Origin of the sequence: Streptomyces sp. NBC_01198, assembly GCF_036010485.1 — a bacterium.
In the GTDB taxonomy this organism is placed as follows: domain Bacteria; phylum Actinomycetota; class Actinomycetes; order Streptomycetales; family Streptomycetaceae; genus Actinacidiphila.
The window spans coordinates 5,869,029-5,890,362 of sequence record NZ_CP108568.1; the positions used below are offsets into that span (position 1 = coordinate 5,869,029).

17 protein-coding genes are annotated in these 21,334 nt (G+C 72.8%); 8 read left to right on the forward strand and 9 right to left on the reverse strand.

Annotation, left to right across the window (positions count from 1 at the left end; translation table 11 throughout):
* Window positions 1-8: 8 nt before the first annotated feature.
* The 3 genes from OG702_RS26130 to OG702_RS26140 all read left to right on the forward strand — a co-directional run bounded on the left by OG702_RS26130 (window position 9) and on the right by OG702_RS26140 (window position 4,389).
* Window positions 9-1,340, forward strand: a complete 1,332-nt coding sequence (locus OG702_RS26130) for a glycosyltransferase family 4 protein (RefSeq protein WP_327293379.1) — start codon at window positions 9-11, stop codon at window positions 1,338-1,340.
* Window positions 1,337-3,016 (forward strand): lipopolysaccharide biosynthesis protein, encoded by a 1,680-nt coding sequence (locus OG702_RS26135; protein WP_327291378.1) that lies wholly within the window; start codon window positions 1,337-1,339, stop codon window positions 3,014-3,016. Before OG702_RS26130 ends, OG702_RS26135 begins: the two co-directional genes overlap by 4 nt.
* A 104-nt stretch (window positions 3,017-3,120) precedes the next feature.
* The gene (locus tag OG702_RS26140; RefSeq protein WP_327293380.1) at window positions 3,121-4,389 is read left to right on the forward strand and encodes a hypothetical protein; all 1,269 of its coding nucleotides are present in this window, start codon (window positions 3,121-3,123) and stop codon (window positions 4,387-4,389) included.
* Here OG702_RS26140 and OG702_RS26145 read toward each other — a convergent pair.
* The gene (locus tag OG702_RS26145; protein ID WP_327291379.1) at window positions 4,358-5,830 is read right to left on the reverse strand and encodes a hypothetical protein; all 1,473 of its coding nucleotides are present in this window, start codon (window positions 5,828-5,830) and stop codon (window positions 4,358-4,360) included. The genes OG702_RS26140 and OG702_RS26145 overlap by 32 nt on opposite strands.
* 203 nt (window positions 5,831-6,033) lie before the next feature.
* Between OG702_RS26145 and OG702_RS26150 the strand changes: the two genes are divergently transcribed.
* Complete coding sequence (locus OG702_RS26150) at window positions 6,034-7,200, forward strand: glycosyltransferase (protein ID WP_327291380.1); 1,167 nt, start codon at window positions 6,034-6,036, stop codon at window positions 7,198-7,200.
* Here the strand turns inward: OG702_RS26150 and OG702_RS26155 are convergent.
* From OG702_RS26155 to gmd, 4 genes are all read right to left on the reverse strand, one after another.
* A complete protein-coding gene (locus tag OG702_RS26155) occupies window positions 7,166-7,996 on the reverse strand; it encodes a glycosyltransferase family 2 protein (protein WP_327291381.1) in 831 nt (276 codons plus the stop codon). The two genes, OG702_RS26150 and OG702_RS26155, sit on opposite strands and share 35 nt — an antisense overlap.
* A complete protein-coding gene (locus OG702_RS26160) occupies window positions 7,996-8,736 on the reverse strand; it encodes a hypothetical protein (RefSeq protein ID WP_327291382.1) in 741 nt (246 codons plus the stop codon). The genes OG702_RS26155 and OG702_RS26160 overlap by 1 nt, the downstream gene beginning before the upstream one ends.
* A complete protein-coding gene (locus OG702_RS26165) occupies window positions 8,733-10,952 on the reverse strand; it encodes a LamG-like jellyroll fold domain-containing protein (RefSeq protein WP_327291383.1) in 2,220 nt (739 codons plus the stop codon). Before OG702_RS26165 ends, OG702_RS26160 begins: the two co-directional genes overlap by 4 nt.
* 174 nt (window positions 10,953-11,126) lie before the next feature.
* On the reverse strand, window positions 11,127-12,140 hold the full coding sequence (gene gmd / locus OG702_RS26170) for a GDP-mannose 4,6-dehydratase (protein ID WP_327291384.1): 1,014 nt from the start codon (window positions 12,138-12,140) through the stop codon (window positions 11,127-11,129).
* A gap of 78 nt (window positions 12,141-12,218) precedes the next feature.
* On the opposite strand from gmd, the gene OG702_RS26175 reads away from it, so the two are divergent.
* Complete coding sequence (locus OG702_RS26175; protein WP_442814544.1) at window positions 12,219-13,232, forward strand: GDP-L-fucose synthase family protein; 1,014 nt, start codon at window positions 12,219-12,221, stop codon at window positions 13,230-13,232.
* Here OG702_RS26175 and OG702_RS26180 read toward each other — a convergent pair.
* Entirely contained in the window at window positions 13,229-14,560 is a 1,332-nt protein-coding gene (locus OG702_RS26180) for a sugar transferase (protein ID WP_327293381.1), read from the reverse strand. The genes OG702_RS26175 and OG702_RS26180 overlap by 4 nt on opposite strands.
* A 512-nt stretch (window positions 14,561-15,072) precedes the next feature.
* Between OG702_RS26180 and OG702_RS26185 the strand changes: the two genes are divergently transcribed.
* Window positions 15,073-16,065, forward strand: coding sequence for a small ribosomal subunit Rsm22 family protein (locus OG702_RS26185; RefSeq protein ID WP_442814546.1), 993 nt, complete (start codon window positions 15,073-15,075; stop codon window positions 16,063-16,065).
* 10 nt (window positions 16,066-16,075) lie between these two features.
* Here the strand turns inward: OG702_RS26185 and corA are convergent, their stop codons facing one another.
* The 3 genes from corA to OG702_RS26200 form a co-directional block, all read right to left on the reverse strand.
* Complete coding sequence (gene corA, locus OG702_RS26190) at window positions 16,076-17,188, reverse strand: magnesium/cobalt transporter CorA (protein WP_327291386.1); 1,113 nt, start codon at window positions 17,186-17,188, stop codon at window positions 16,076-16,078.
* The gene (locus OG702_RS26195) at window positions 17,185-18,726 is read right to left on the reverse strand and encodes a phytoene desaturase family protein (RefSeq protein WP_327291387.1); all 1,542 of its coding nucleotides are present in this window, start codon (window positions 18,724-18,726) and stop codon (window positions 17,185-17,187) included. The genes corA and OG702_RS26195 overlap by 4 nt, the downstream gene beginning before the upstream one ends.
* A gap of 388 nt (window positions 18,727-19,114) precedes the next feature.
* The gene (locus tag OG702_RS26200) at window positions 19,115-19,327 is read right to left on the reverse strand and encodes a hypothetical protein (RefSeq protein ID WP_327291388.1); all 213 of its coding nucleotides are present in this window, start codon (window positions 19,325-19,327) and stop codon (window positions 19,115-19,117) included.
* A gap of 106 nt (window positions 19,328-19,433) precedes the next feature.
* On the opposite strand from OG702_RS26200, the gene map reads away from it, so the two are divergent.
* On the forward strand, window positions 19,434-20,291 hold the full coding sequence (gene map / locus OG702_RS26205) for a type I methionyl aminopeptidase (protein ID WP_327291389.1): 858 nt from the start codon (window positions 19,434-19,436) through the stop codon (window positions 20,289-20,291).
* Between the two features lie 66 nt (window positions 20,292-20,357).
* Window positions 20,358-21,326, forward strand: coding sequence for a hypothetical protein (locus tag OG702_RS26210; protein ID WP_327291390.1), 969 nt, complete (start codon window positions 20,358-20,360; stop codon window positions 21,324-21,326).
* Window positions 21,327-21,334 lie beyond the last annotated feature (8 nt).

The following is a 21,334-nucleotide window of genomic DNA, read 5'->3' on the forward strand; positions in this document are numbered from 1 at the left end:
GTCTGCTGCTGGTCTCCACCAACTACGCACCCGAGCACGCCGGAATAGGTCCCTACGCCACCCAGATCGCCGAGCACTGGGCGGCCGGCGGCGCCGAGGTGCACGTACTCGCCGGGATGCCGCACTATCCGGCGTGGCGGGTAGACCCGGCCTACGCGGGAGTGTGGCGTACGGAGGAGGAGCGCGGCGGGGTGCGGGTGCACCGGCGCCGCCACACGGTCCCGCCGCGGCAGACCGCGGTGCGCCGGGCGCTGTTCGAGGCGTCGGTGCTCGGGCACGGCCTCTGGGCCGCGCCCGCGATGGGCAGACCCGACGCGGTGGTGGCCCAACTCCCCAGCGTGGCGGGCGGGATCATCGGCGCAAGGCTGGCCCGCCGCCACCGGGTGCCCTATGTCCCCGTGGTGCAGGACCTGATGGGCGCGGCGGCGAGGCAGAGCGGGATACGCGGCGGTGGGCGGGTCGCCGCGGCCGCCGGGGCCGCGGAGTCGTACGCGCTGCGCGGAGCGACCCTGGTGGGCGTGATCCACGAGACGTTCGTGCCGAAGGTCGCCGCGCTGGGCGTGCCGGAGGACCGGATACGCCTGGTGCCCAACTGGTCGCACGTGAGGGGCCCTTCGCGCCCGCGTGAGGAGACGCGCGCCCGGCTCGGGTGGCGGCCGGGGCGGACGGTGCTGCTGCACTCGGGCAACATGGGCCTCAAGCAGGGCCTGGACGTTCTGGTCGCGGCAGCCAGGCTGGATCCTGAGCTGCTGGTCGTGCTGATGGGCGACGGCAACCAGCGGGAGCGGCTGCGGGAGTTGGCGGGAGGCCTGCCCAACCTGGAGTTCGCCCCGCCCGCCGATGACGCGGACTTCTCCGACGTGCTGGCCGCGGCGGACGTCCTGGCGGTCACGCAGCGGGCCTCGGTGCTCGACATGAGCGTCCCGTCCAAGCTCACCTCCTACTTCGCTGCCGGGCGCCCGGTGCTCGCCTCGGTCGCGGCGGCGGGCGGCACCGCCCAGGAGGTCGAACGCTCCGGCGCGGGGCTCGTGGTGCCCCCGGAGGATCCGCGCGCCCTGCTGGACGCGGTGCACGCGCTGGCCGATGATCCTGACAGGGCCGACGCCCTGGGGGCGCGCGGACCGGTCTACGTACGCGAGCACCTGAGCCGCGAGGCGGGCCTCGCGCGGATCGACGCGCTGCTCGCCGAGGCGCTGGGCGAGGCCCCGTCGACCACCGCGAGCACCACCACGACCGCGAGCACCACCACGACCACGACCACGAGTACGACCGCGACCACCGCCGTCGCCGCCGCGACGGAGCCCGGGACCGGGGACGACGAGGGAGCAGAGGTCAAGTGACCGACGTGACGCGCACGGAGCAGCCGCAGGACGAACCCGACCTGCTGCGCGACCAGTTCCGCCAGCTGGTCCGCTATCGGGCGCTGCTGGCCGTCGGGTTGCTGATCGGCCTGCTCGGCGGTGCCTACCTCGCCTTCAGCGGCGCCGACACGTACACCGCGACCAGCGAGATCCGGATCAAGGCCGCCATCGAGGACCCCTTCGTGGCCGGGGCCACCGCGGACAAGAACATCGACATCGGCACCGAGCGGCAGAGCGCGCTCAGCAGCACCGTCGCCGACGCCGCCGCCAAGTCCACCGGGGCCCCGGTGCGGACGATGTCGAAGTGCCTCCAGGTGACCAACCCACCCAACACCCTGGTCCTGCGCCTCACCTGCACGGCCGGGACCGCGCGGCACGCGGCGGACTGGGTGAACGCCTTCACCAAGGCCTACCTGGACGACCGGCAGCAGCAGACCAAGGCCACCGTCCAGCGCATGGTGGCCAGTTACCAGTCCCAGCTGGACCCGATGGTCACCCAGCGCGACGACCTGCTCGACCAGATCGCGCACGCCAAGAGCAACCAGATCGCCGGCACCCTGATCTCCTCGCAGACCAACCTGCTCAGCCGGATCACCGAACTCAACGCCGACATCAGCGGGTTGCGCGCCCTGGACACCACGCCGGGCCTGGTCATCAAGCCGGGCGTAGCGCCCGACGCGCCCTCCGGGCCGCGGCTGCCGATGATGCTCGGCCTCGGCGGCGGTGTCGGGATCGCGCTCGGCCTGCTCCTCGCCTGGGTGCGGCTGGTCTTCGACCCGACCGTACGCAGCGAGAGCGAGGTCACCCGCGCGCTCGGCGCCCCGGTGCTCGGCACCCTGCCCCGGCTGCGCGGCCGCAGGGGCGGGGAGGACGGCCGGGCCGGCGGACTGCTCGCGGGCGGCCGCGGCGACGGGCGGCTCGCCGAGGAGTACCGCGCGGTCGCCTTCCGGCTCACCCACGACAAGCGCTTCTCCGAGCGGCGCAGGCTGCTGGTCGTCGCCCCGCGCGGCACCGGCGACACCCCGGCGGCGGTCGCCGTCAACCTGGCCGCGTCCTTCGCCGAGATGGGCATGGAGGTGCTGCTGGTCGAGGCCGACCTGCGCACTCCCGCGCTGTCCGCCCGGCTGCGTACCACGGACGGCGGGCGGCCCGGCTGGGCCAGGACGCCCGGGCTCGGCGAGGGCGGCTGGCCCGCAGGGCTGCAGATGCCCATCGACGCGGGGGAGTCCGGCTCCTTCGACCTGGTGCCGGGACGCCGGGTGCGCAATGTCGCCCGGGCCCTGACGTCCGCCCCGGCAGGCCGGCTGTTCGCCGAGGCCGACGAACCCGGTTCCGTCGTGGTCGTCCTCGCGCCCCCGGTCCTCGGCTACGCCGACGCCGTCGCGCTCGCCGACCGGGTCGACGGGGTCGTCGTGGTGTGCGACCCGCGGGCCGTGCACCGCGCCGACCTGGAACGCGTACGCGAACTGCTCGACGCCGCCGGGGCCGCGGTGCTCGGTGTCGTCCTGCACCCGGCGGAGCCCGGCACCGGCCGCCGTTTCGGCTTCGGCCGCCCGTCCCGCCCGGCGGGCCCCGGCACGCCCGCGGCCCGGCGGGACGGTGAAGTCCCGCTGGACACGCCTGCCGGGCAGCCGGAGCGCCACCCGGTCCCTTGAGCGGCCCCGCCCCGCGGCAGTCCGCCGCGGCCGGGGCCGCCCCAGAGGACCTGCGGGGCGCCGACGACGCGCCCGGCGGCGAGACCGCGGAGAGCGCCGCGGGCATCGGCTCCAAGGCCGCCATCGTCAGCTCGGTGGCCGACCAGGGCGTGGCCGCCTTCACCAACATCATCGTGCTGGTGGTCGCCGCCCGGCTGTCCACCGCGGCCGGCTTCTCGGTGTTCTCGATGGTCTACATGATCTTCACCGTGCTGCTCGGCGTCGGCGTGTCCTACGTCGGCCAGGCGCTGGTGCTGGAACGCGGCACCGAACGCGTACGGGCCGCCTGCCGGTCGGCGGCGACCTTCACCGCCGTCGCCTCCACCGTGATCGGCCTGACCATGGCCGTCGGGCTGGGCCTCGCGGACGGCGCGACCGCGCACGGGCTCGCGGTGCTCGGCCTGGTCCTGCCGATCGTGCTGACCCAGGACGGCCTGCGGTACTGCTTCTCCGCGCTGCGGCTGCCGCACTACGCCCTGGTCGGCGACACCGTGCGGCTGCTGGTGGCGGTGCCCGCGCTCGCCGTGCAGCCGCACGGGGCAGGCCCGCAGCGGCTGATCGCGGTGTGGGGGCTCTCCGCGCTGCCGGCGCTGCTGGTGGCCGCCGGGCTGCTGTGGCCGCGGGTCAGGGGCGCGGAGCTCGACCTGCGGAAGTTCCTGCGGCGCGGACACCTCGGGCAGCGCTTCGTCGTCGAGTTCGGCGTCGGCAACGCCACCAGCCAGCTCGCCGTGGTCGGCCTCGGGCTGTTCGCCGCGCCCCTCGCGGTCGGGGCCCTGCGCGGCGCCACCACCCTCTTCGGCCCGATGAACGTGCTGTTCAACTCCGCCACCGCCTTCGGCCCGCCGCTGCTCAACCGGGTGCGCGGCGCCGACAGCAAGGTCCGCGCCACCGCCGTGCTGGCCGTCGCGCTCGCCTGGGTCGCCGCGGTCTGGACGATCGTGCTGCTCCTGCTGCCCGACCATGTCGGCCGCCAGCTCCTCGGCGACACCTGGGCCGCGTCCTCCGGCCTGCTCGCCGCGTCGGGCAGCCAGTACGCGGGCATCGCGCTGGGCACCAGCGCCCTGCTCACCCTGCGGGTGCTGCAGCCCAAGGCGACGCTGCCGATCCAGGTGGTCTTCTCGCTCGCCTCGGTTGTCTTCATGCTCGCGGGCTACCGCGTCGACGGCGTCTACGGGGCCGCCTGGGGCCTGTGCCTGGGCTCCGCGCTGAAGGCGGCCGCCCTGTGGCTGCGGATCGCCGCCGTCCGGCGCGGCCCGGCTGCCGCCGCCGGGCGGCAGGCCCCCGGCGGTACCGGCGAGGCGGTCATCGCAGGATCTTCCGCCGGTCCTCGCTGAAGGTGGTGACCAGGGCCAGGCAGACCGCCGCGATGCCGATCCGCCCCGAGGCCTGCAGCAGTGGGCCGCGCAGCAGGATGAACGAGTACCCGCACACCAGCGGGATCACCACCGCCATCACCGTGCCGGGGCGGCCGTCCTCCACCGTCCGCTGCGCGTACCGCCGGTCGCCGCGCGCGCACAGGTAGCCCAGCGCGAGGAAGCCGCCGGACATGCCCACCGGGCCGAAGTCCAGCCACAGTTCGGCCCACAGCGGCGACGACAGGTTGGTGTTGGTCATGCCCATCCAGCGGCCGACCTGCACGCCCGAGTCCAGCGGTTTGCCGTGCCACACCGAGCGCGGCACGAAGAAGAAGACGTCGGCGGCCAGTTGCCGCCCGTGCGCGTGCCCCTTGCCCGAGTGCACGAAGGTCAGGGTGTTCGCGAACATCCCCACCTGGTCGTAGTCCTTGATGGTCAGCGGTTCGAGCACCGATGTCGTCTGCACCGGGTGGTAGCCGCCGGAGTCGTAGCGGAAGCGGTCAAGGAAGGGGAACAGCACCAAGGCCGCCACCACCCCGGTCACCAGCGCAGCCCGGTACATCACCGGGCTCCTGGGGAAGGCGGTGAACAGCAGCGCGAACACGACGGTCAGGAACCAGTAACGCGGGTTCGAGATCGGGTTGTTGACGATCGCGTTGACCACCACGAGGCCGCCGAGAGCGGCGATCGCCAGCGGGGTGCGCCTGGCCGCCCTAGAGGTGATCATCCAGCGCACCAGGAACAGCAGCGCCAGCAGCGCCGGAACGGTCCCGAAGCCGCGGATGAAGGCGGAGCCGACGTGGCTGTCGCCGCCGCCACCGGCCAGGCCGCTGGACTGCACCGACTCGCTGATCGCCTGCCTGCTGGTGAAGAAGACGGCAGGGCCGCCGAGTTTGGCGATCGACAGCGCGCTGGCGGCGTAGGCGAGAGCGATCAGCAGCCACAGCCTCCGGCGGGAGACCTGCGCGGGCGGGCGCGGGCGTCGCACCCGGGCGGCCGGGCGGTGCCTGGCCAGCAGCGCGCCCACGTCGAAGAACACGCAGCCGACCAGGACGAGGGTGATCGCGGTGGCGGTGTCCGACCGCGGTCCCACCACCGGCGTCGGGACCTGGCCGATCACCTCCTGGGCCAGCGGTGCGACGCCCATCGCGACGTACACGAACAGCCAGAAGGCGCCCTGGATCAGCCGCCGCCGGCGGGTCAGCACCATGGCGGCGAGACGGCCGCCGGCGTAGACGGTCAGCGTCAGCTGCAGCCAGTACGCGGCGTCGCGGACACCGGTGCCGGGCTGCGCGGTGACGTATCCCGGCAGCAGGGCGACCAGGGCCAGCACGAGGGGCACGGCCAGCGCGCGGGACAGCGCCGCGCGCGGCACCGACCGAGTCGTGCCGTGGACCCCGATGCTCTGGCTCACCGCCATGCGCCGCCCCCTCCCCCCGGGCGAGTCTATTCGGCCGCCCGGTCCGCCGCGGGCGCTCCGGCCGTTCCGGGGTGATCAGCCCGAGCGGCAGCCGATCACCGGCAGCGCGCGGGGGGTTGGCCGAAGCGCCGCGGTGGCGCGGCGCACCCGGATAGGCTGCGGGGAGGGGGCGCCCAAGGGGCGCCCGGGGGGAAGGGGGAGACGTGCGGGTCCTGCATGTCGTCACGCTGCACACGCCCACGAACGACTTCGGCGGCCCCACCCGGGTCGCCCTGAACCTCTCCAAAGGCCTGCGCCGCAAAGGCGTGGACGCCCGCATCGCCACGCTGGGCGACAAGTTCACCGGGCCGCTTCCCTCGGAACTGGAGGGCGTGCCGTCCTTCGTGCACCAGGCACGCCACGTGCTGCCCGCGTTCGAGGTGAGCGGGATCACCTCGCCCGCCCTGCTGCGCAAGGCCCGCCGCATGGTGAAGGGCGCGGACATCGTCCACGTCCACCTCATGCGCGACCTGATCACCCTCCCGTTCGCCCTGGTCGCGCTGGAGGCCGGCGTCCCCCTCGTGGTGCAGACGCACGGGATGATCGACCCGACGGAGAAGCTCTTCGCGCGGGCCGTCGACCTGCTCGGCATGCGGCGGGTGCTGCGGCAGGCCGACGCGATCCTCCATCTGACGGCGACCGAGCGCGACGGCGTGCAGGCGGTCGTGCCGGGGACGCCGCTGACGACCTTCCACCGGCTGGTCAACGGGGTGACGCCGCAGGAGGCCCGCCCGCCGCGGGGCGACCGGCCGCCGACGGTGCTGTACCTGGCCCGGGTGCAGAAGCGCAAGCGGCCCGAGGACTTCGTGCGGGCGATGCCGACCGTGCTCGCCCGCCATCCGGACGCCCGCTTCGTGCTCGCCGGGCCCGACACCGGTGAGCTGACCGGGCCCATGCGGGAGTTGGCCGCCGAGTTGGGGGTCGCGGACTCGCTGGAGTGCGTGGGCGCGCTCGGCCACGAGGAGGTGCTTGCCAGGCTGCGGGCGGCGGACGTCTACGTCCTGCCGTCGGTGGTCGAGCCGTTCGCCGTGTCGATCCTCGAGGCGATGTCGGTGGGACTGCCGGTGGTGGTGGCCCGCACCGGCGGCCTGTCGCCGGACGTCGAGGCGGCCGGGGCCGGCCGGGTCACCGACAGCCGCCCCGACGCGGACAACGGCCCGCTGGTCGGCCGGGCGGTGCTGGAACTGCTCGAACCGGCCGCCAACGAGCAGGCCTCGCAGGCCGCCCGGCAGCTGATCCACGACCGCTTCTCGATCGACGCGGTCGTGGACACGCTGCTGGGCGTCTACGCCGGTGTCACGCCGAAGGGCGCTGCTGTTCGCGGGTCTTGAGCCCGATCTGCCAGCGGTAGAAGCTCATCGCGAGGGCATAGTCCAGGCCTGCCCTGCCGTCCAGGAAGCCGCGCCTGTAGACGTACGCGTAGCCGAAGGACACCAGCGGCTTGAAGGGCACCTTGTGGAAGAGCTGCCCCTGCCGGGTCTTGACCTTCCTGATCTGCTCCTTGACCGCCGGGTTGAGTTCGAGCCAGGCCTCCCAGTCGGAGTAGCGGTTGTGCCGGTCGAACCAGGTGCGTACCGGATCGAGGTCCTCGTGCTCGATGGGGGACCGCAGCCGCGCGGCTGACTCGGCCACCGGCTGGTAATGGCCCTCCTGCTCGCCCATACCGGGGGCGTCGAGGTCGCCGACCTCGGGGAAGCGGCAGCGAGTGCGGTCCATCAGGGCGCGTTTGACGATGGTGTAGCCGTGCCGCAGCCGGCGGCCGGCGAACCAGTAGCCCAGCGGGATGTCGAAGGCGGCCACCGACGGCGGCCCCGCGGCGAACACCGACCGCAGCTCGCCGAGCAGTTCGGGGCTCGGCGTCTCGTCGCCGTCCAGGAAGAGCAGCCACGGGATCTCCGGGTGCACGTGGTCCAGGCACCACTGCTTCTTCTTCGGGTAGCGGCCGTCCCAGGCGTAGTCGACGGTCTCCGCGCCCAGTTCGGCGGCGATCTTGCAGGTGTCGTCGGTGCTGTCGGAGTCCACCACGACGACGGCCTGGACGTGGTCGATGACCGACGAGACCGTACGCGCGATGTTCTCGGCCTCGTTCTTGGTCGGTATCGCCACGACGAGCGGCAGCTTGTCCATCAGGTCCCTCCGGAGGCCAGCCAGGCGTAGCACCCGCTGGACGTGATGCCGCGCGCGGCGGCCGGAACGGTCAGCCGGGCGCCGCCGCCCGACGTCAGGGTGGCGCCGCCGGCGCCGGTGACCCGCCAGTTGCACGACGGCGAGGGGTTCGGCGCCCGGTAGCGGCCGGGCGCGACCGACTTGGCGGGCACGGCCTTGGCGGCCACGGTGAACGTCCCGTCGCCGAAGCCGCGCCGGGCCGCGTCGATGACGGACTGCTGGTCCGGACACAGGGCGCTGACCGCGGCCGACGCGCCGGACATGCTGATGTCACCGGTGACGATGGCGCTGGCGGCCGCGTCCTTGTCGATCTTCGCGGTACGGGTCAGCCGGTCGCAGATCTCCTGCCCGCCCTCCAACACCGCGGCGGGGTCGGTGCCTTGCGGGACCCTGCCGGACAGGTAGGTCTTCTGCTGTTTGGTGAAGCTGCCGCCGCCGGGCGGGGTGAGCCGGGCATCCGGCACTTTGGGGGCGTTCGCCGCCGACCCGGACCCCTCGGTGGCGGGCGCCGTGCCGGGCGCGGCCGTGGAGGCCGTCGCGGTGGCGCCTGCCGGGGCCGACACCACGGTGCTCGGCCGGTCGCCGGCCCTGGGACCGTCCTTGCCGCCGCTTGAGCCTGAGCCGCAACCGCCGAGCAGCAGCGCTGCCGCCGCCGTCACGAGGACGGCGGCGGCAGCGGCAGGGCGGTGGGACCCGGTCACCCGGCGGTCCCGAGCGCGTAGTGGTTCGCGATCTGCGCCGGCGAGAGGACCGTCGGGTAGACGGCGGCCTCGTCGATCGAGCCGGCGAAGTACGAACTCGTCGGCGCCGACGGCCAGCTGCCCAGGTTGTCGTAGCCGATGTGCCAGTAACCCGGGTAGTTCTGGCTGGTGGTGACCGTCGGGTCGGACGCGGCCAGCGCGCCGTCGACGTACAGCTTCATCCCGTCGGCGCCCTGGGTCGCGACGGCCAGGTGCCAGCTGCCGTCGTTGTACGCGTCCGGGGCGGTGACGATCCGGGTGGCTCCGGTGTAGACGCCGAAGATCAACCGGCCGTTGTCGGTCATGTAGATGTGCTTGTCGTAGTTGCCGCTGGGGTGGGTGGAGTTGTTGCCGAAGCCCATGAGCTTGCCGCCCGCGGTGGTGGTCGTCCTGAACCACGTCTCGATGCTGTACTGCGTGGGCGTCGGGTGCAGCCGGTCGCTGTAGGTCCACTGCGTCGAGCCGTTGAAGGTGTACGCCTTCGACCCCGGCACCGCACCCGGCGTCACGCCGTGCACCGGGCCGCCGACGCTGATGCCGCTGTCGTCACCGGTGGAGGAGTCCGCGTTGTACGACCCGGAGGCCGCGTCGTAGCGCCAGTAGAGGGTGGCCCCGTCGGCCAGCACCTGGCTCGGGTAGGCCTCCGCCGCCGCCGGCACGGTGGCCGACGCGTTGGGCGACTGCGCGCTGGTGTTGGTGCCGTCGCTGGCCGAGACCCGATAGGTGTACTTCACGCCAGGGGTCACGTTGGTGTCGGTGTAGGTGAGCTGCGGCCTGACCCACGGCAGCGAGCTGCCGGTGACGGTGTAGACCGGGGTGGTGCCGCCGTTGCGGTAGACCCGGTAGGTCAGCAGCCCGTCGTCGGTGTCGGTGCTGGACTGCCAGCTGACCTTCACAGAACCGGGGTCGATGCTGGTCACCGATGTTTGCGGCAGCGTCGGCGCCCCGGTGTCGGGGCCGCTGGCGAAGCGCGTCAGGCCCTGCTGGGCCGCCCCGTTGACGGTGGTGAACTCGCCGCCCACCCACAGGTAGTCGGTGCCGCCGGAGGACGCGAGCGCCATCACGCGCGGGCCGATCTTCTCGCCGATGCCGTCGTTGGTGTCGGGGAACCACCCCACCAGATGCGGGTCGTCCACCGACTCGGCCAGCAGGTGCTTGCGCACCGAGTCGGGGTACTCGCCCATGCTGGAGCAGTCGTGGGCGTGGCTGCCGCTGTAGAGGACGGTCTGGTACACCGTCAGCGACTGGGTGGCGCCAAGGCAGTTGTCCCGCCAGACCTGGTTGAAGTCGGTGAGGCTGAGCCGGATGCGGCCGTCGAAGACGCCGCCGCCGGTGCCCTCGTTGGCGGTGTAGAAGCTGTTGCTCGCCGCGTCCACGATGATGTCCTTGGTCACCGAGGTCGCGTCGATGAAGCCGGTCGGATACGCCTTGACCAGCGCCCCGGTCGAGGTGTCGACCACCGCGAGGGAGTGCGAGTTGACGCCGTCCACGGTGTTGAAGTCACCGCCGAGGATGGCGTCCTGGCCGTCCGGGGTGAGGGCGAGCGCCCGGCCCGGGTCGTCCGCGGCCGGGGCCCACGGCAGCAGCGCTCCCGCGGTGCTGACCGCCGCGTAGCGGCCCCTGGACTGGCCGTTGACGGACGTGACGTCACCGCCGAAGAAGACCGTGTCCGCGCTGGCCTCGACGGCCCGCACCGTGCCCGAGACCGACGGGTGGAAGGTGGTGCTGACCGCGCAGGTGGTCAGGTTGATCGCGGCGAGGCTGCTCACCCCGACCCCGTTGACCTGTCCGAAGAAGCCGCCCGCGTAGAGGGTGTGGCCGTCGGGCGAGACGGCCATCGCGCGTACCGTCGCGTTGTTGGAGCCGACGGTGAAATTCAGCTGGCAGCCCGCCGGTTGGCCGGTGGCCGCGTTGAAGGCGGCGAAGTTCGCCACCGACGTCTCGTTGCTCCCGGCCGCGGAGCCGGCCGGCCGGATCGCGGAGAAGGTGCCCGCGGTGTAGACGATGCCGTTCGCCTGGGCCATCGCCCAGACCACGCCGTTGGTCTGGTACGTGCTGAGGTTGTCGGCGGTCAGTCCGACAGGTGGTTGGAGTGCCGTCGCCGATGGTGACGACAGCGCTCCCAGCGTTGCGGCCGCCAGTATGGCGGCAGCCGCGAACACCGGCCATTTACGCATGAGTTGCCCCCCAGAACCCCGATGTGCAACGGCCGGATCCAGCCGTTGTGGTGCACGGCACAGTAGGGCGTCCCCCGCACTGCGGTCTCCCTTTTTGCCGAAACCGGTGAAGTACGGTGAAGTCGCATGACATCGGTGCATCTGTCGGCAGCCCCGTGCTGGCCGCCCACCGGGTCATCTGTCGATCCGGACGGTCGCGCCCGCCAGCTGGTCGGTGACCATCCGGATGTCGGCCTCGACCATGATTCCGGCCAGGTCGGCGACCCTGACCTTGGGCTCCCAGTCGAGCAGGTCGCGCGCCTTGCCCGCGTCGCCGATCAGCGCGTCGACCTCGGTGGGGCGCTCGTACTTCGGGTCGTAGCGGACGTACTGCGTCCAGTCCAGGTCGGCGTGCCCGAAGGCGACCTCGACGAACTGCCGCACGGTGGCGGCCTCGCCGGTCGCCACCACGTAGTCGTCCGGCTCGTCGCGCTGCAGCATGCGCCACATGGCCTCGACGTACTCCGGCGCGTACCCCCAGTCGCGGACCGCGTCGAGGTTGCCCAGATACAGCCGGTCCTGCAGGCCCGCCTTGATCCTGGCCACCGCCCGGGTGATCTTCCTGGTCACGAAGGTCTCACCGCGGCGCGGCGACTCGTGGTTGAACAGGATCCCGTTGACGGCGTACATCCCGTACGCCTCGCGGTAGTTGACCGTCGCCCAGTAGCCGAAGACCTTCGCGCAGCCGTACGGGCTGCGCGGGTGGAAGGCGGTGTTCTCGTTCTGCGGCGGCGGGGCGGCGCCGAACATCTCCGAGGACGAGGCCTGGTAGATGCGCGCCTGCGTGCCGCTGGCGCGTACCGCCTCCAGCAGCCGCAGCGTGGACAGGCCGGTGACGTCACCGGTGTAGAGCGGCGCGTCGAAGGAGACCCGGACATGGGACTGGGCGCCGAGGTTGTAGATCTCGTCCGGCTGCACCTCGTGCAGCAGGTTCACCAGCGCGACCCCGTCGGTGAGGTCGGCGTGGTGCAGCACGAACGACCGGTTCCGCGCCTGGGGGTCCTGGTAGATGTGATCGATGCGCTCGGTGTTGAACGTCGAGGAGCGGCGCACGATGCCGTGCACGGTGTAGCCCTTGTCCAGCAGCAGTTCGGCGAGATAGGAGCCGTCCTGCCCGGTCACGCCGGTGATGAGCGCGGTCTTGCCCACGCGTTCCCCCAAGTGGTCTCGGTTCAGGTCCGCACGAATGCGGAATTAACGTCCGGACGGGTGAAGTGTGCTGACACAATGCCGTTCATGACGGAACTACTGCCGGACGGCGCCCGGGTGTTCGTCGCGGGCCATCGCGGCCTCGTGGGTTCGGCGGTGGTCCGCCGCCTGACCGCCGAGGGCCACCCCGTGCTGGCACGGACCCGCACGGAACTCGATCTGCGCGACCCGGCGGCCACCGCCGCCTGGCTGCGGGAGGCCCGCCCCGACGCGGTGGTGCTCGCCGCCGCCCGGGTCGGGGGGATCATGGCCAACTCGACCCACCCGGTGCAGTTCCTGGAGGACAACCTGCGGATCCAGCTGAGCGTCATCGCGGGGGCCCACGCGGCCGGGGTGCGACGGCTGCTGTTCCTGGGCTCGTCGTGCATCTACCCCAAGTTCGCCCCGCAGCCGATCCGCGAGGACGCGCTGCTGACCGGCCCGCTGGAGCCGACCAACGAGGCGTACGCGCTGGCGAAGATCGCCGGGATCGTGCAGGTGCAGTCCTACCGCAGGCAGTACGGCGCCGCCTACATCTCGGCGATGCCGACCAACCTCTACGGTCCCGGCGACAACTTCGACCTGGCGACCTCGCACGTGCTGCCCGCGATGATCCGCCGCTTCGACGAGGCCGCGCGCGACGGCGCCCCCGAGGTGACGCTGTGGGGCAGCGGCACCCCGCGGCGCGAGTTCCTGCATGTGGACGACCTCGCCACGGCCTGCACCCTGCTGCTGCGCGACTACGACGCCGACGAACCGGTCAACGTCGGCTGCGGCGAGGACCTGACCATCCGCGAACTCGCCGAGACCGTCAAGGACGTGGTCGGCTACCGCGGCCGGATCGGCTGGGACACCGGCAAACCCGACGGCACCCCGCGCAAACTGCTCGACGTCTCGCGGCTGTTCGCGCTCGGCTGGCGGCCGCGGATCGCACTGCGGGACGGTGTCGCCGCCGTCCACGGGCAGTGGCGGGCGCAGGCCGGGACCGGCACACCGGACCCGGCCGCCGGGTCTGAGCCGGACCCGGGCCCGGAGCCCGCGGGCGCCCACTAGTAGGCCCCGCGGCCGTCGACCACGGCCCGCAGGGTGCGGGTCATGACCTCCAGGTCACCGGCCAGTGACCAGTTGTCCACGTAGCGCAGGTCGAGCGCGAGCGTCTCGTCCCACGACAGGTCGGAGCGCCCGCTGACCTGCCACAGGCCGGTGATGCCCGGCTTGACCGCCAGCCGCCGCAGCGCCACCTCGTCGTAGCGGTCGACCTCCTCGGGCAGCGGCGGGCGCGGCCCGACCAGCGACATCTCGCCGCGCAGCACGTTGACCAGCTGCGGCAGCTCGTCCAGCGAGCAGCGCCGCAGCCACCGCCCGACCGCGGTGACCCGCGGATCGCGGCGCATCTTGAACATCAGCCCGTCGTGCTCGTTGGCGCCGGTGCGCTCCAACTCCGCCTTGCGCGCCTCGGCGTCGGCCACCATCGTGCGGAACTTCCACATCGTGAAGTGCGCGCGGTGCTGGCCGCACCGCACCTGCCGGTGGAAGGCGGGCCCCGGCGAGGTCACCCTGATCGCCAGCGCGACCACGCAGAACACCGGTGCCAGCACCAGCAGTCCGAGCGCCGCGCCGGTGCGGTCGAGCGCCGACTTCAGGCCGACCTGCACCCCGTGCCTGACCGGCGGCGCGATGTGCAGCAGCATGAGGCCGGCCGGGGCGTCCAGGTCGACCCTGCGCACCTGCACGTCGATCAGGCCGGGCAGCAGCGCCACCGGAAGTCCCGCGTCGTGCAGGCACCACGACAGCCGGCGCAGCCGCTCCGCCGACAACCGCGGCCCCGGCGCGACCAGCACCAGGTCCGCGCTGTGCTCACCGGCGGCCCGCAGTACGGCCGCCGCGTCGTCCTGCGGCCCCGCCGGGTCCAGGGCGCCGAGCCGTTCGGTCACCGGCGCCCCGCACTCCAGTTTCGCGCTGCCCACCGGGACCACCCCGACGACCACGTAGGCGTGTTCCGTCCTGGCGGCCAGATGGCCCACCACGTGGTCGGCGGCGCCCGGTTCACCGATCACCAGCACCCGGCGCACCGCGTGCGCCTCGCGCCGGGCGGCGATCAGCCGGTGGTAGGTGACCTTGCGGCACGCCGTGGTCAGCAGCGGCGCCCCGGCCACGCCGGCGAGCGCCAACGACGGGTCCATGACCTGGCCGAACGCGGTGCGCAGCACGGCGAGCACGCCGAGCAGCACCAGCCAGTCGCCCAGCACCTGCAAGGTGCCACGGCTCTCGCCGAGCGCGCCGACCGCGTAACGCCGCCGGGCCGCCCGCACCGCGGGCCAGGTCACAGCGGCCGCCAGCGCGCACAGCAGCACATGCGGCTGGGCGGCCATCCGCAGCATCACTGCGGTGGGCACGCCGGCGCCCGCCGCGTCGACGGCCAGCGCGACCGGCAGATACCAGGCGGCCTTGTGCGCGTAGCCGCGGTGCCCGCCGTGCCGCCCTGCCGCCGTGAGTCCGTCGTCCCCGCGGACGCGCCGCCGGGCGTACGACAGCGGCGCGCCCAACGTGCCGGCGGCCGAGGTCGGTTGTGCCGGTGCTCCGAACGCGAGCGGATTCCTGGTCCGCCCGGTTCGCCGCTCACTTGCTACGGGTATCACTGGTCTTGCCGACTGTGCTTCGACACGCCGCATGGACCCCCCAGGCACCTCGCGACCTTCGACGCCCTTCCACTTCCCCAAGTGGCGGCTCGCCGTGGTATCAGCGAACGCTAGGCCAACACTCGACTCTTCCGCTGCGGTTTGCATATATTCGAGCCGATGTTTTGACCGAGTTAACATAACTATGGCGCACCATCGGCCACCCAGTGTAAGGGTTCCGTTACAGGAGTCAACGGCCCTTACAGTTGTGGCTTGTGCCTACCGTGCCCCTTCCCGACGACCTGCGCGCCGCCCTCGCCGACCAGCTGCGCTCCACCGCCCCCAGCAGGGCGTCCGCACAGGTCGAACGGCTCATCGAGAGCTACCGCGGGACGACCCCGACCGCCGCGCCGATCCTGCGGGACGCGGCGGATGTTGCCGCATATGCCGCCTACCGGATGCCGGCGACCTATGCCGCCGTCAGGACGGCACTGGCCGCATTCCGCTTGCAGTCCGGTGACTGGTGCCCGCAAACGCACCTCGACCTCGGGGGCGGCACCGGTGCGGCCACCTGGGCCGTGGCCGACGCCTGGCCGGCGGACGCGCACCGCAGCACCGTCCTGGACTGGTCGCAGCCCGCGCTGACCCTCGGCGCCGCCCTGGCCGGCACCGCGCAGTCCGCGGCGGTACGCGACGCCGGGTGGACCAGGCAGCCGCTCGGTGGCGCGGCCAGGCTGCCCGAGGCCGACCTGGTCACCGTCTCGTACGTGCTCGGCGAACTCACCGCCGCCGACCGGGAGTCGCTGGTCACCGCCGCCACGGAGGCCGCCGGCGCCGCGGTCGTGGTGGTCGAACCCGGCACCCCCGAGGGGTACGCGCGCGTGCTGGCGGCCCGCGACCGGCTCATCGCCGCCGGGCTGCACGTCCTCGCGCCCTGCCCGCACGACGACCGCTGCCCGGTCACCGGCGACGACTGGTGCCACTTCGCCGCACGGGTGCAACGCACCGCGCTGCACCGGCAGATCAAGGGAGCCTCGCTGCCGTACGAGGACGAGAAGTTCAGCTACGTGGCGGCGGCGAGGTTCCCGGCGGAGCCGGCGGCGGCGCGGGTGGTGCGGCACCCGCAGATCCGCAAGGGGCTCGTGCTGCTCGACCTGTGCCAGACGCCGCCGGCGCTGGAGCGCACGACGGTGAGCAAGCGGCAGGGCTCGCTCTACCGCGCCGCCCGCGACACAGAATGGGGCGACGCCTGGCCCCCCGCGGAGTGAGCCGGAGCGCTCAGAGCCAGCCGATCCGGCGGAAGGCGCGGTAGACCACAGCGGAGAGCACCGCCGTCACCCCGACCATCAGCGGGTAGCCGAACGTCCAGCCCAGCTCGGGCATATGGCGGAAGTTCATGCCGTAGAAACCGGCGATCATCGTCGGGATCGCCAGGATCGCCGCTGCGGCGCTGATCCGCCGCATGTCCACGTTCTGCTGCACGGCGAGTTGGCTGAGATTCGCCGCAAGCAGGCCGTCCACCAGCTCGCTGTACGCGGTCAGCCGCTCCTTCACGTGCGACAGGTGGTCGGAGACGTCACGGAAGTAGCGCCGCATCTCGGTGTTGATCAGGCCGTCCGCGCCGTCCGTCAGCCGCTCCAGCGGGCGGGCCATCGGGTAGACGGCGTGCTTGAACTCGATCAGCTCCCGCTTGAGCTGGTAGATCCGCTCGGCGTCGTCGCCGTGGTTGGCGGAGAAGACGTCCGACTCCAGGGTGTCCACATCGAGTTCGACGGCGTCGGCGACATCCAGGTAGTCGTCGGTGACCCGGTCGGCTATCGCGTGCAGGACGGCCGCGGGACCGTGCCTGAGCATCTCGGGACTGGCCTCAAGCGACGCTCGCACCTGGGACAGGCCGGGGGCGCTGCCGTGCCGGACGACGACCACGAAGTCCGGCCCGGCGAAGATCATCAGCTCGCCGGTGTCCACCACCTCGCTGGTCGCGGTCAGCTTCTCGTGCTCCACGAAGACGATCGTCTTGAGCACCAGGAAGAGCGTGTCGCCGTACCGTTCCAGCTTCGGCCGCTGGTGCGCCTGCACCGCGTCCTCGACGGCCAGCGGGTGCAGCCCGAAGACCCGGGCGATCTCCTCCAGGTGCTCGGCCTCCGGCTGGTGCAGGCCGATCCACGCGAAGCCGCCGCGCTTGCGGGCCTCGTCGAGCACCTGCTGCGGCGGCAGCGACGCCGCCCGGCAGCCGTCCTGGTAGACCGCGCAGTCCACCACCACGTCGGCGGTGCGGCGGCGCTGCTCGGGCACCCCGTCGGCGCCGTCCAGGGCGTGCCACCGGCCGCCGCGCCGCCACTGCCGGCCGATCGCCCGCCTCGCCACCGCCGCCGTCCTGTGCTGCTTCATCGTGCCTTCTCCAGTACCGCCATCGCCGCGTTGTGCCCGGGGACACCGCTCACCCCGCCGCCGCGGACCGCGCCCGCGCCGCACAAGTAGACGTTCGCATACGAGGTGCCCACGCCCCACCTGCCCGTGCTGTCGGCCAGGCCCTCCTCGGCGCAGGGCCACGCCAGGTCCTGGTGGAAGATGTGCCCGCCGGGCAGCCCCACCTCCCGCTCCAGGTCCAGCGGCGACTTCGCCTCGATGCACGGCCGCCCCTCGGCGTCCAGCGCCAGGCAGCTCTCCAGCGGCTCGGCGAGCACCGCGTCCAGCTGGGCCAGGGTGGCCCGCAGCAGCGCCTCCTTGGTGCCCGCGGGATCCGCCGCGAAGAGCCGCGCGGGAGCGTGCAGGCCGAACAGCGTCAGCGTGTGCATGCCGCGGCCGGCCAGCTCGGGGGAGAGGATCGAGGGGTCGGTCAGGCTGTGGCAGTAGATCTCCGACGGCGGCGCGTCCGGCACCTGCCCGGCCGCCGCCTGCTCGTACGCGGCCTGCAGCCCGCCGTAGCCCTCCGCGACGTGGAAGGTCCCGGCGAAGGCCTCCCGCGGATCGACGGAGGCGTCCCGCAGCCGCGGCAGGCGGCGCAGCAGCATGTTGACCTTGAGCTGGGCGCCCTCCGGCGCGGGCACCGGCGGCTGCTCGCCGAGCAGTGCCGCGAGGGTGTAAGGGGAGGCGTTCACCAGGACGTCGCGCGCCTCGACGATGCGGCCGTCGGTGAAGGTCACCTCGGCGTGTACGCCGTCGGCCGCGATCGCCGTCACCTCGGTGCCGGTGACGATCTCCGCGCCGGCCGCGCGGGCGGCCTCGGCGAGCGCGCCGGTGAACGCGCCCATGCCGCCCACCGGGACGTCCCAGTCGCCGGTGCCGCCGCCGATGACGTGGTAGAGGAAGCAGCGGTTCTGCCGCAGCGACGGGTCGTGCGCGTAGGTGAAGGTGCCGATCAGGGCGTCGGTGAGCACGATGCCGCGCACGGTGTCGTCGGCGAAGAACTCCTCCACGGTCTCGCCCAGCGGGCGCTCGAACAGCGCGGACCAGGCCTCCGGGTCGCCGACCCGGCGCTCCAGCTCGGCCCGGGTGGGCAGCGGCTGCGTGAGCGTCGGGAAGACGGCCTGCGCCACCCGGTGCGTCATCGCGTAGAAACGCTCCCAGGACGCGTACTCCCGGTCCGAACCGGTCAGCCGCGCGAAGCCCTCGCGGGTCCTGGCCCGGTCCTGCGCGTCGACCAGCAGGCCGCGGTCGCCGTGCGGGGTGTACGAGGAGATCCGGCGGCGCCGGACCGCGAAGTCCAGGCCGAGGTCGTCCACGATCTTCCTGGGCAGGAGGCTGACCAGGTACGAGTAGCGCGACAGGCGGGCGTCCAGCCCGCTGAACGCCCGGGTCGACACCGCGGCGCCGCCGACCGCGTCGAGCCGCTCGACCACCAGGACGCTGCGGCCCGCCCGTGCCAGGTAGGCCGCCGCCACCAGCCCGTTGTGCCCGCCACCCACCACGACCACGTCATACGCCATTCCCGCACCCTAGAGGGTCCGCACTCACCCCTGCCCGGCTGCCACCACGCTCCCCCCGCGGTTCCCCCTGGGTGGGTGCCACTTGCCGTGGCGTTTCGCTTTGCCGCGCCGTCGTGGCTTGTCGCGCAGTTCCCCGCGCCCCTGAAAAACGCTCACCCTCTCCCCAGAGGGCACCCCCCGTGGGGCGCGGGGAGCTGCGCGCGCAACCACGATGGTGGGAATGACGTGCCGCTACAGCGAGTGGCACCCCCTGAGGGGCGCGGGGAACTGCGCGCCCAGCCACGATGGCGGGAATGACGCACCGCCACGGCAAGTGGCACCCCCCCGAGGGCGCACGGGCGGCGAGCCACCGCACGTGGCAACCCCAGCCCGGGCCGGAGGCCGGTGTTCAGGACTTGTCGTCCCACCGGGGATCCGTGTCCCATTCCAGATTGCGCTCCGCGGCCGTCTCCATCGCGTGCTCGGCCGCCGCCTTCGTCGGGTACGGCCCGAAGCGGTTCTTGGACGGGCAGTCCGGGCCCTCCTCGGCCCGCTTGTGCTCGATGCAGTAGAACCACTCGCCCGGCTTCCCCGCCGGCTTCTTCACTCGGAAGACCGCCATCTGCTTCTCCTGTCGTCGGGCCCTGGGTGGAGCCCGCCGCCGCCGCGCCACGGGCGGAGCCCCATGCGGCCAGCCTGCCCGATCACACGCGGATACACTCGTCGGTATGTCTGGTCAGTCGCTGCTCGTCCCCGGCAAGCTGTCGCCCCCACGGCACGTGCCCGCCTCGATTCCGCGTCCCGAATACGTGGGCAGGCCCGGGCCGGCGCCGTACACGGGGCCGGAGGTCCAGGACGCGGACACCGTGGAGCGGATGCGGGTCGCCTCGCGGATCGCCGCGCGGGCGATGGAGGAGGCGGCGAAGGCCGTCGCGCCCGGGGTGACCACGGACGAGCTGGACCGGATCGCGCACGAGTACATGGTCGGGCAGGGGGCGTACCCCTCGGACCTGGGCTACCGCGGCTTCCCGAAGTCGCTGTGCACCTCGCTCAACGAGGTGATCTGCCACGGCATCCCCGACTCGACCGTGCTGCGCGACGGCGACATCGTGAATCTGGACGTGACCGCGTACATCCACGGGGTGCACGGCGACTGCAACGCCACCTATCTGGTCGGCGACGTGGACGAGGAGTCGCGGCTGCTGGTGGAGCGCACCCGGGAGTCGCTGGCGCGCGCGATCAGGACGGTGCGGCCCGGGCGGCAGATCAACGTGATCGGGCGGGTCATCGAGTCCTACGCCAAGCGCTTCGGCTACGGAGTGGTGCGGGACTTCACCGGGCACGGCATCAACACCTCGTTCCACTCCGGGCTGATCATCCCGCACTACGACGACCCGCGGGCGACCACCGTGATGCAGCCGGGCATGACCTTCACGATCGAGCCGATGCTGACGCTGGGCACGCACGAGTACGACATGTGGGACGACGGGTGGACGGTGGTCACCAAGGACCGCAAGCGCACCGCCCAGTTCGAGCACACGCTGGTCGTCACCGCGGACGGTGCGGAGATCCTGACCCTGCCGTGAGCGGCCGCCTCCGGCGGGTAGGGTGGCGGCGATTGTGCGGATGAGTTGCTGAGGAGCCGACGCGCCATGAACCGCCGCAGGGTGTGCCTCCGGGCCGCCGCCATCGCGCTGACGCTGCCGCTGGCCGGGTGCATGACGGTGCACGGCGAGCGGGAGCGGATCCCGTCGGTGCAGAAGGCGGAGGCCGCGCGGGTGCTGGCCGACTTCGCCGCGGTCAACAACCGGGTCGGCAGGACCTACGACGCCAAGGCGGTCGCCACGGTCGAGTCGGGCCCCCTCGGGGCCACCGACGAGGCCGGGTTGCGTGCGAAACACACCAACCACCCGCAGGGCAACCCCGGTTACCAGCCGCTGGTCTTCTCCGACTCGCGGTATCTGATACCCCGGCAGGTCGGCTGGCCGAAGTTCTTCGTCGCCGACACCGCCACCAACCGCGCCGCCGGCGCGCGGTGGCTGCTGGTCTTCCGGCGGTCGGCCGCCGGCCAGCCGTGGAAGGCGTCCTACGTCGCGTCGGTGGCCACCGCGGACCTGCCGAAGTTCGCCCAGGACAAGGACGGTCACTCGGTCGCCCTCGGGCTCGCCGGCACCGATCTGCTGGCGCAGCCAGGGCAGTTGAGCGCCGACTACGGCAGCTATCTCGGCGGCAGCGGTACGAGCGAGGTCTTCGCGGACGGCCCGTCCACCTCGCAGTTGCGGGCGGACCGCAACGCGCACGCCAGGACCGCCGACTCCGTCACCCAGTACGCCGACCAGCCCGCCTCGGGCGGCGACTTCACGCCGGTCGCGCTGCGGACGGCCGACGGCGGCGCGCTGGTCTTCTTCGCGTCCCACCACCAGTCGCGGGCGACCTTCAGGGCCGGCTACCGGCTCACGATCGACGACGACACCAAGGCCCTGATGACCGGCACCCCGCGGACCTCGGTCACCCTGGTCCACCTGGCCGACGAGGCGGTCACCGTCCCGCCGGCCGGCGGCAGCGGCAAGGTCGTCTTCCTCAGCCGGGTGGTCGGCCTGGTCACCGCCAAGGGCGAGTAGGCCGGCGG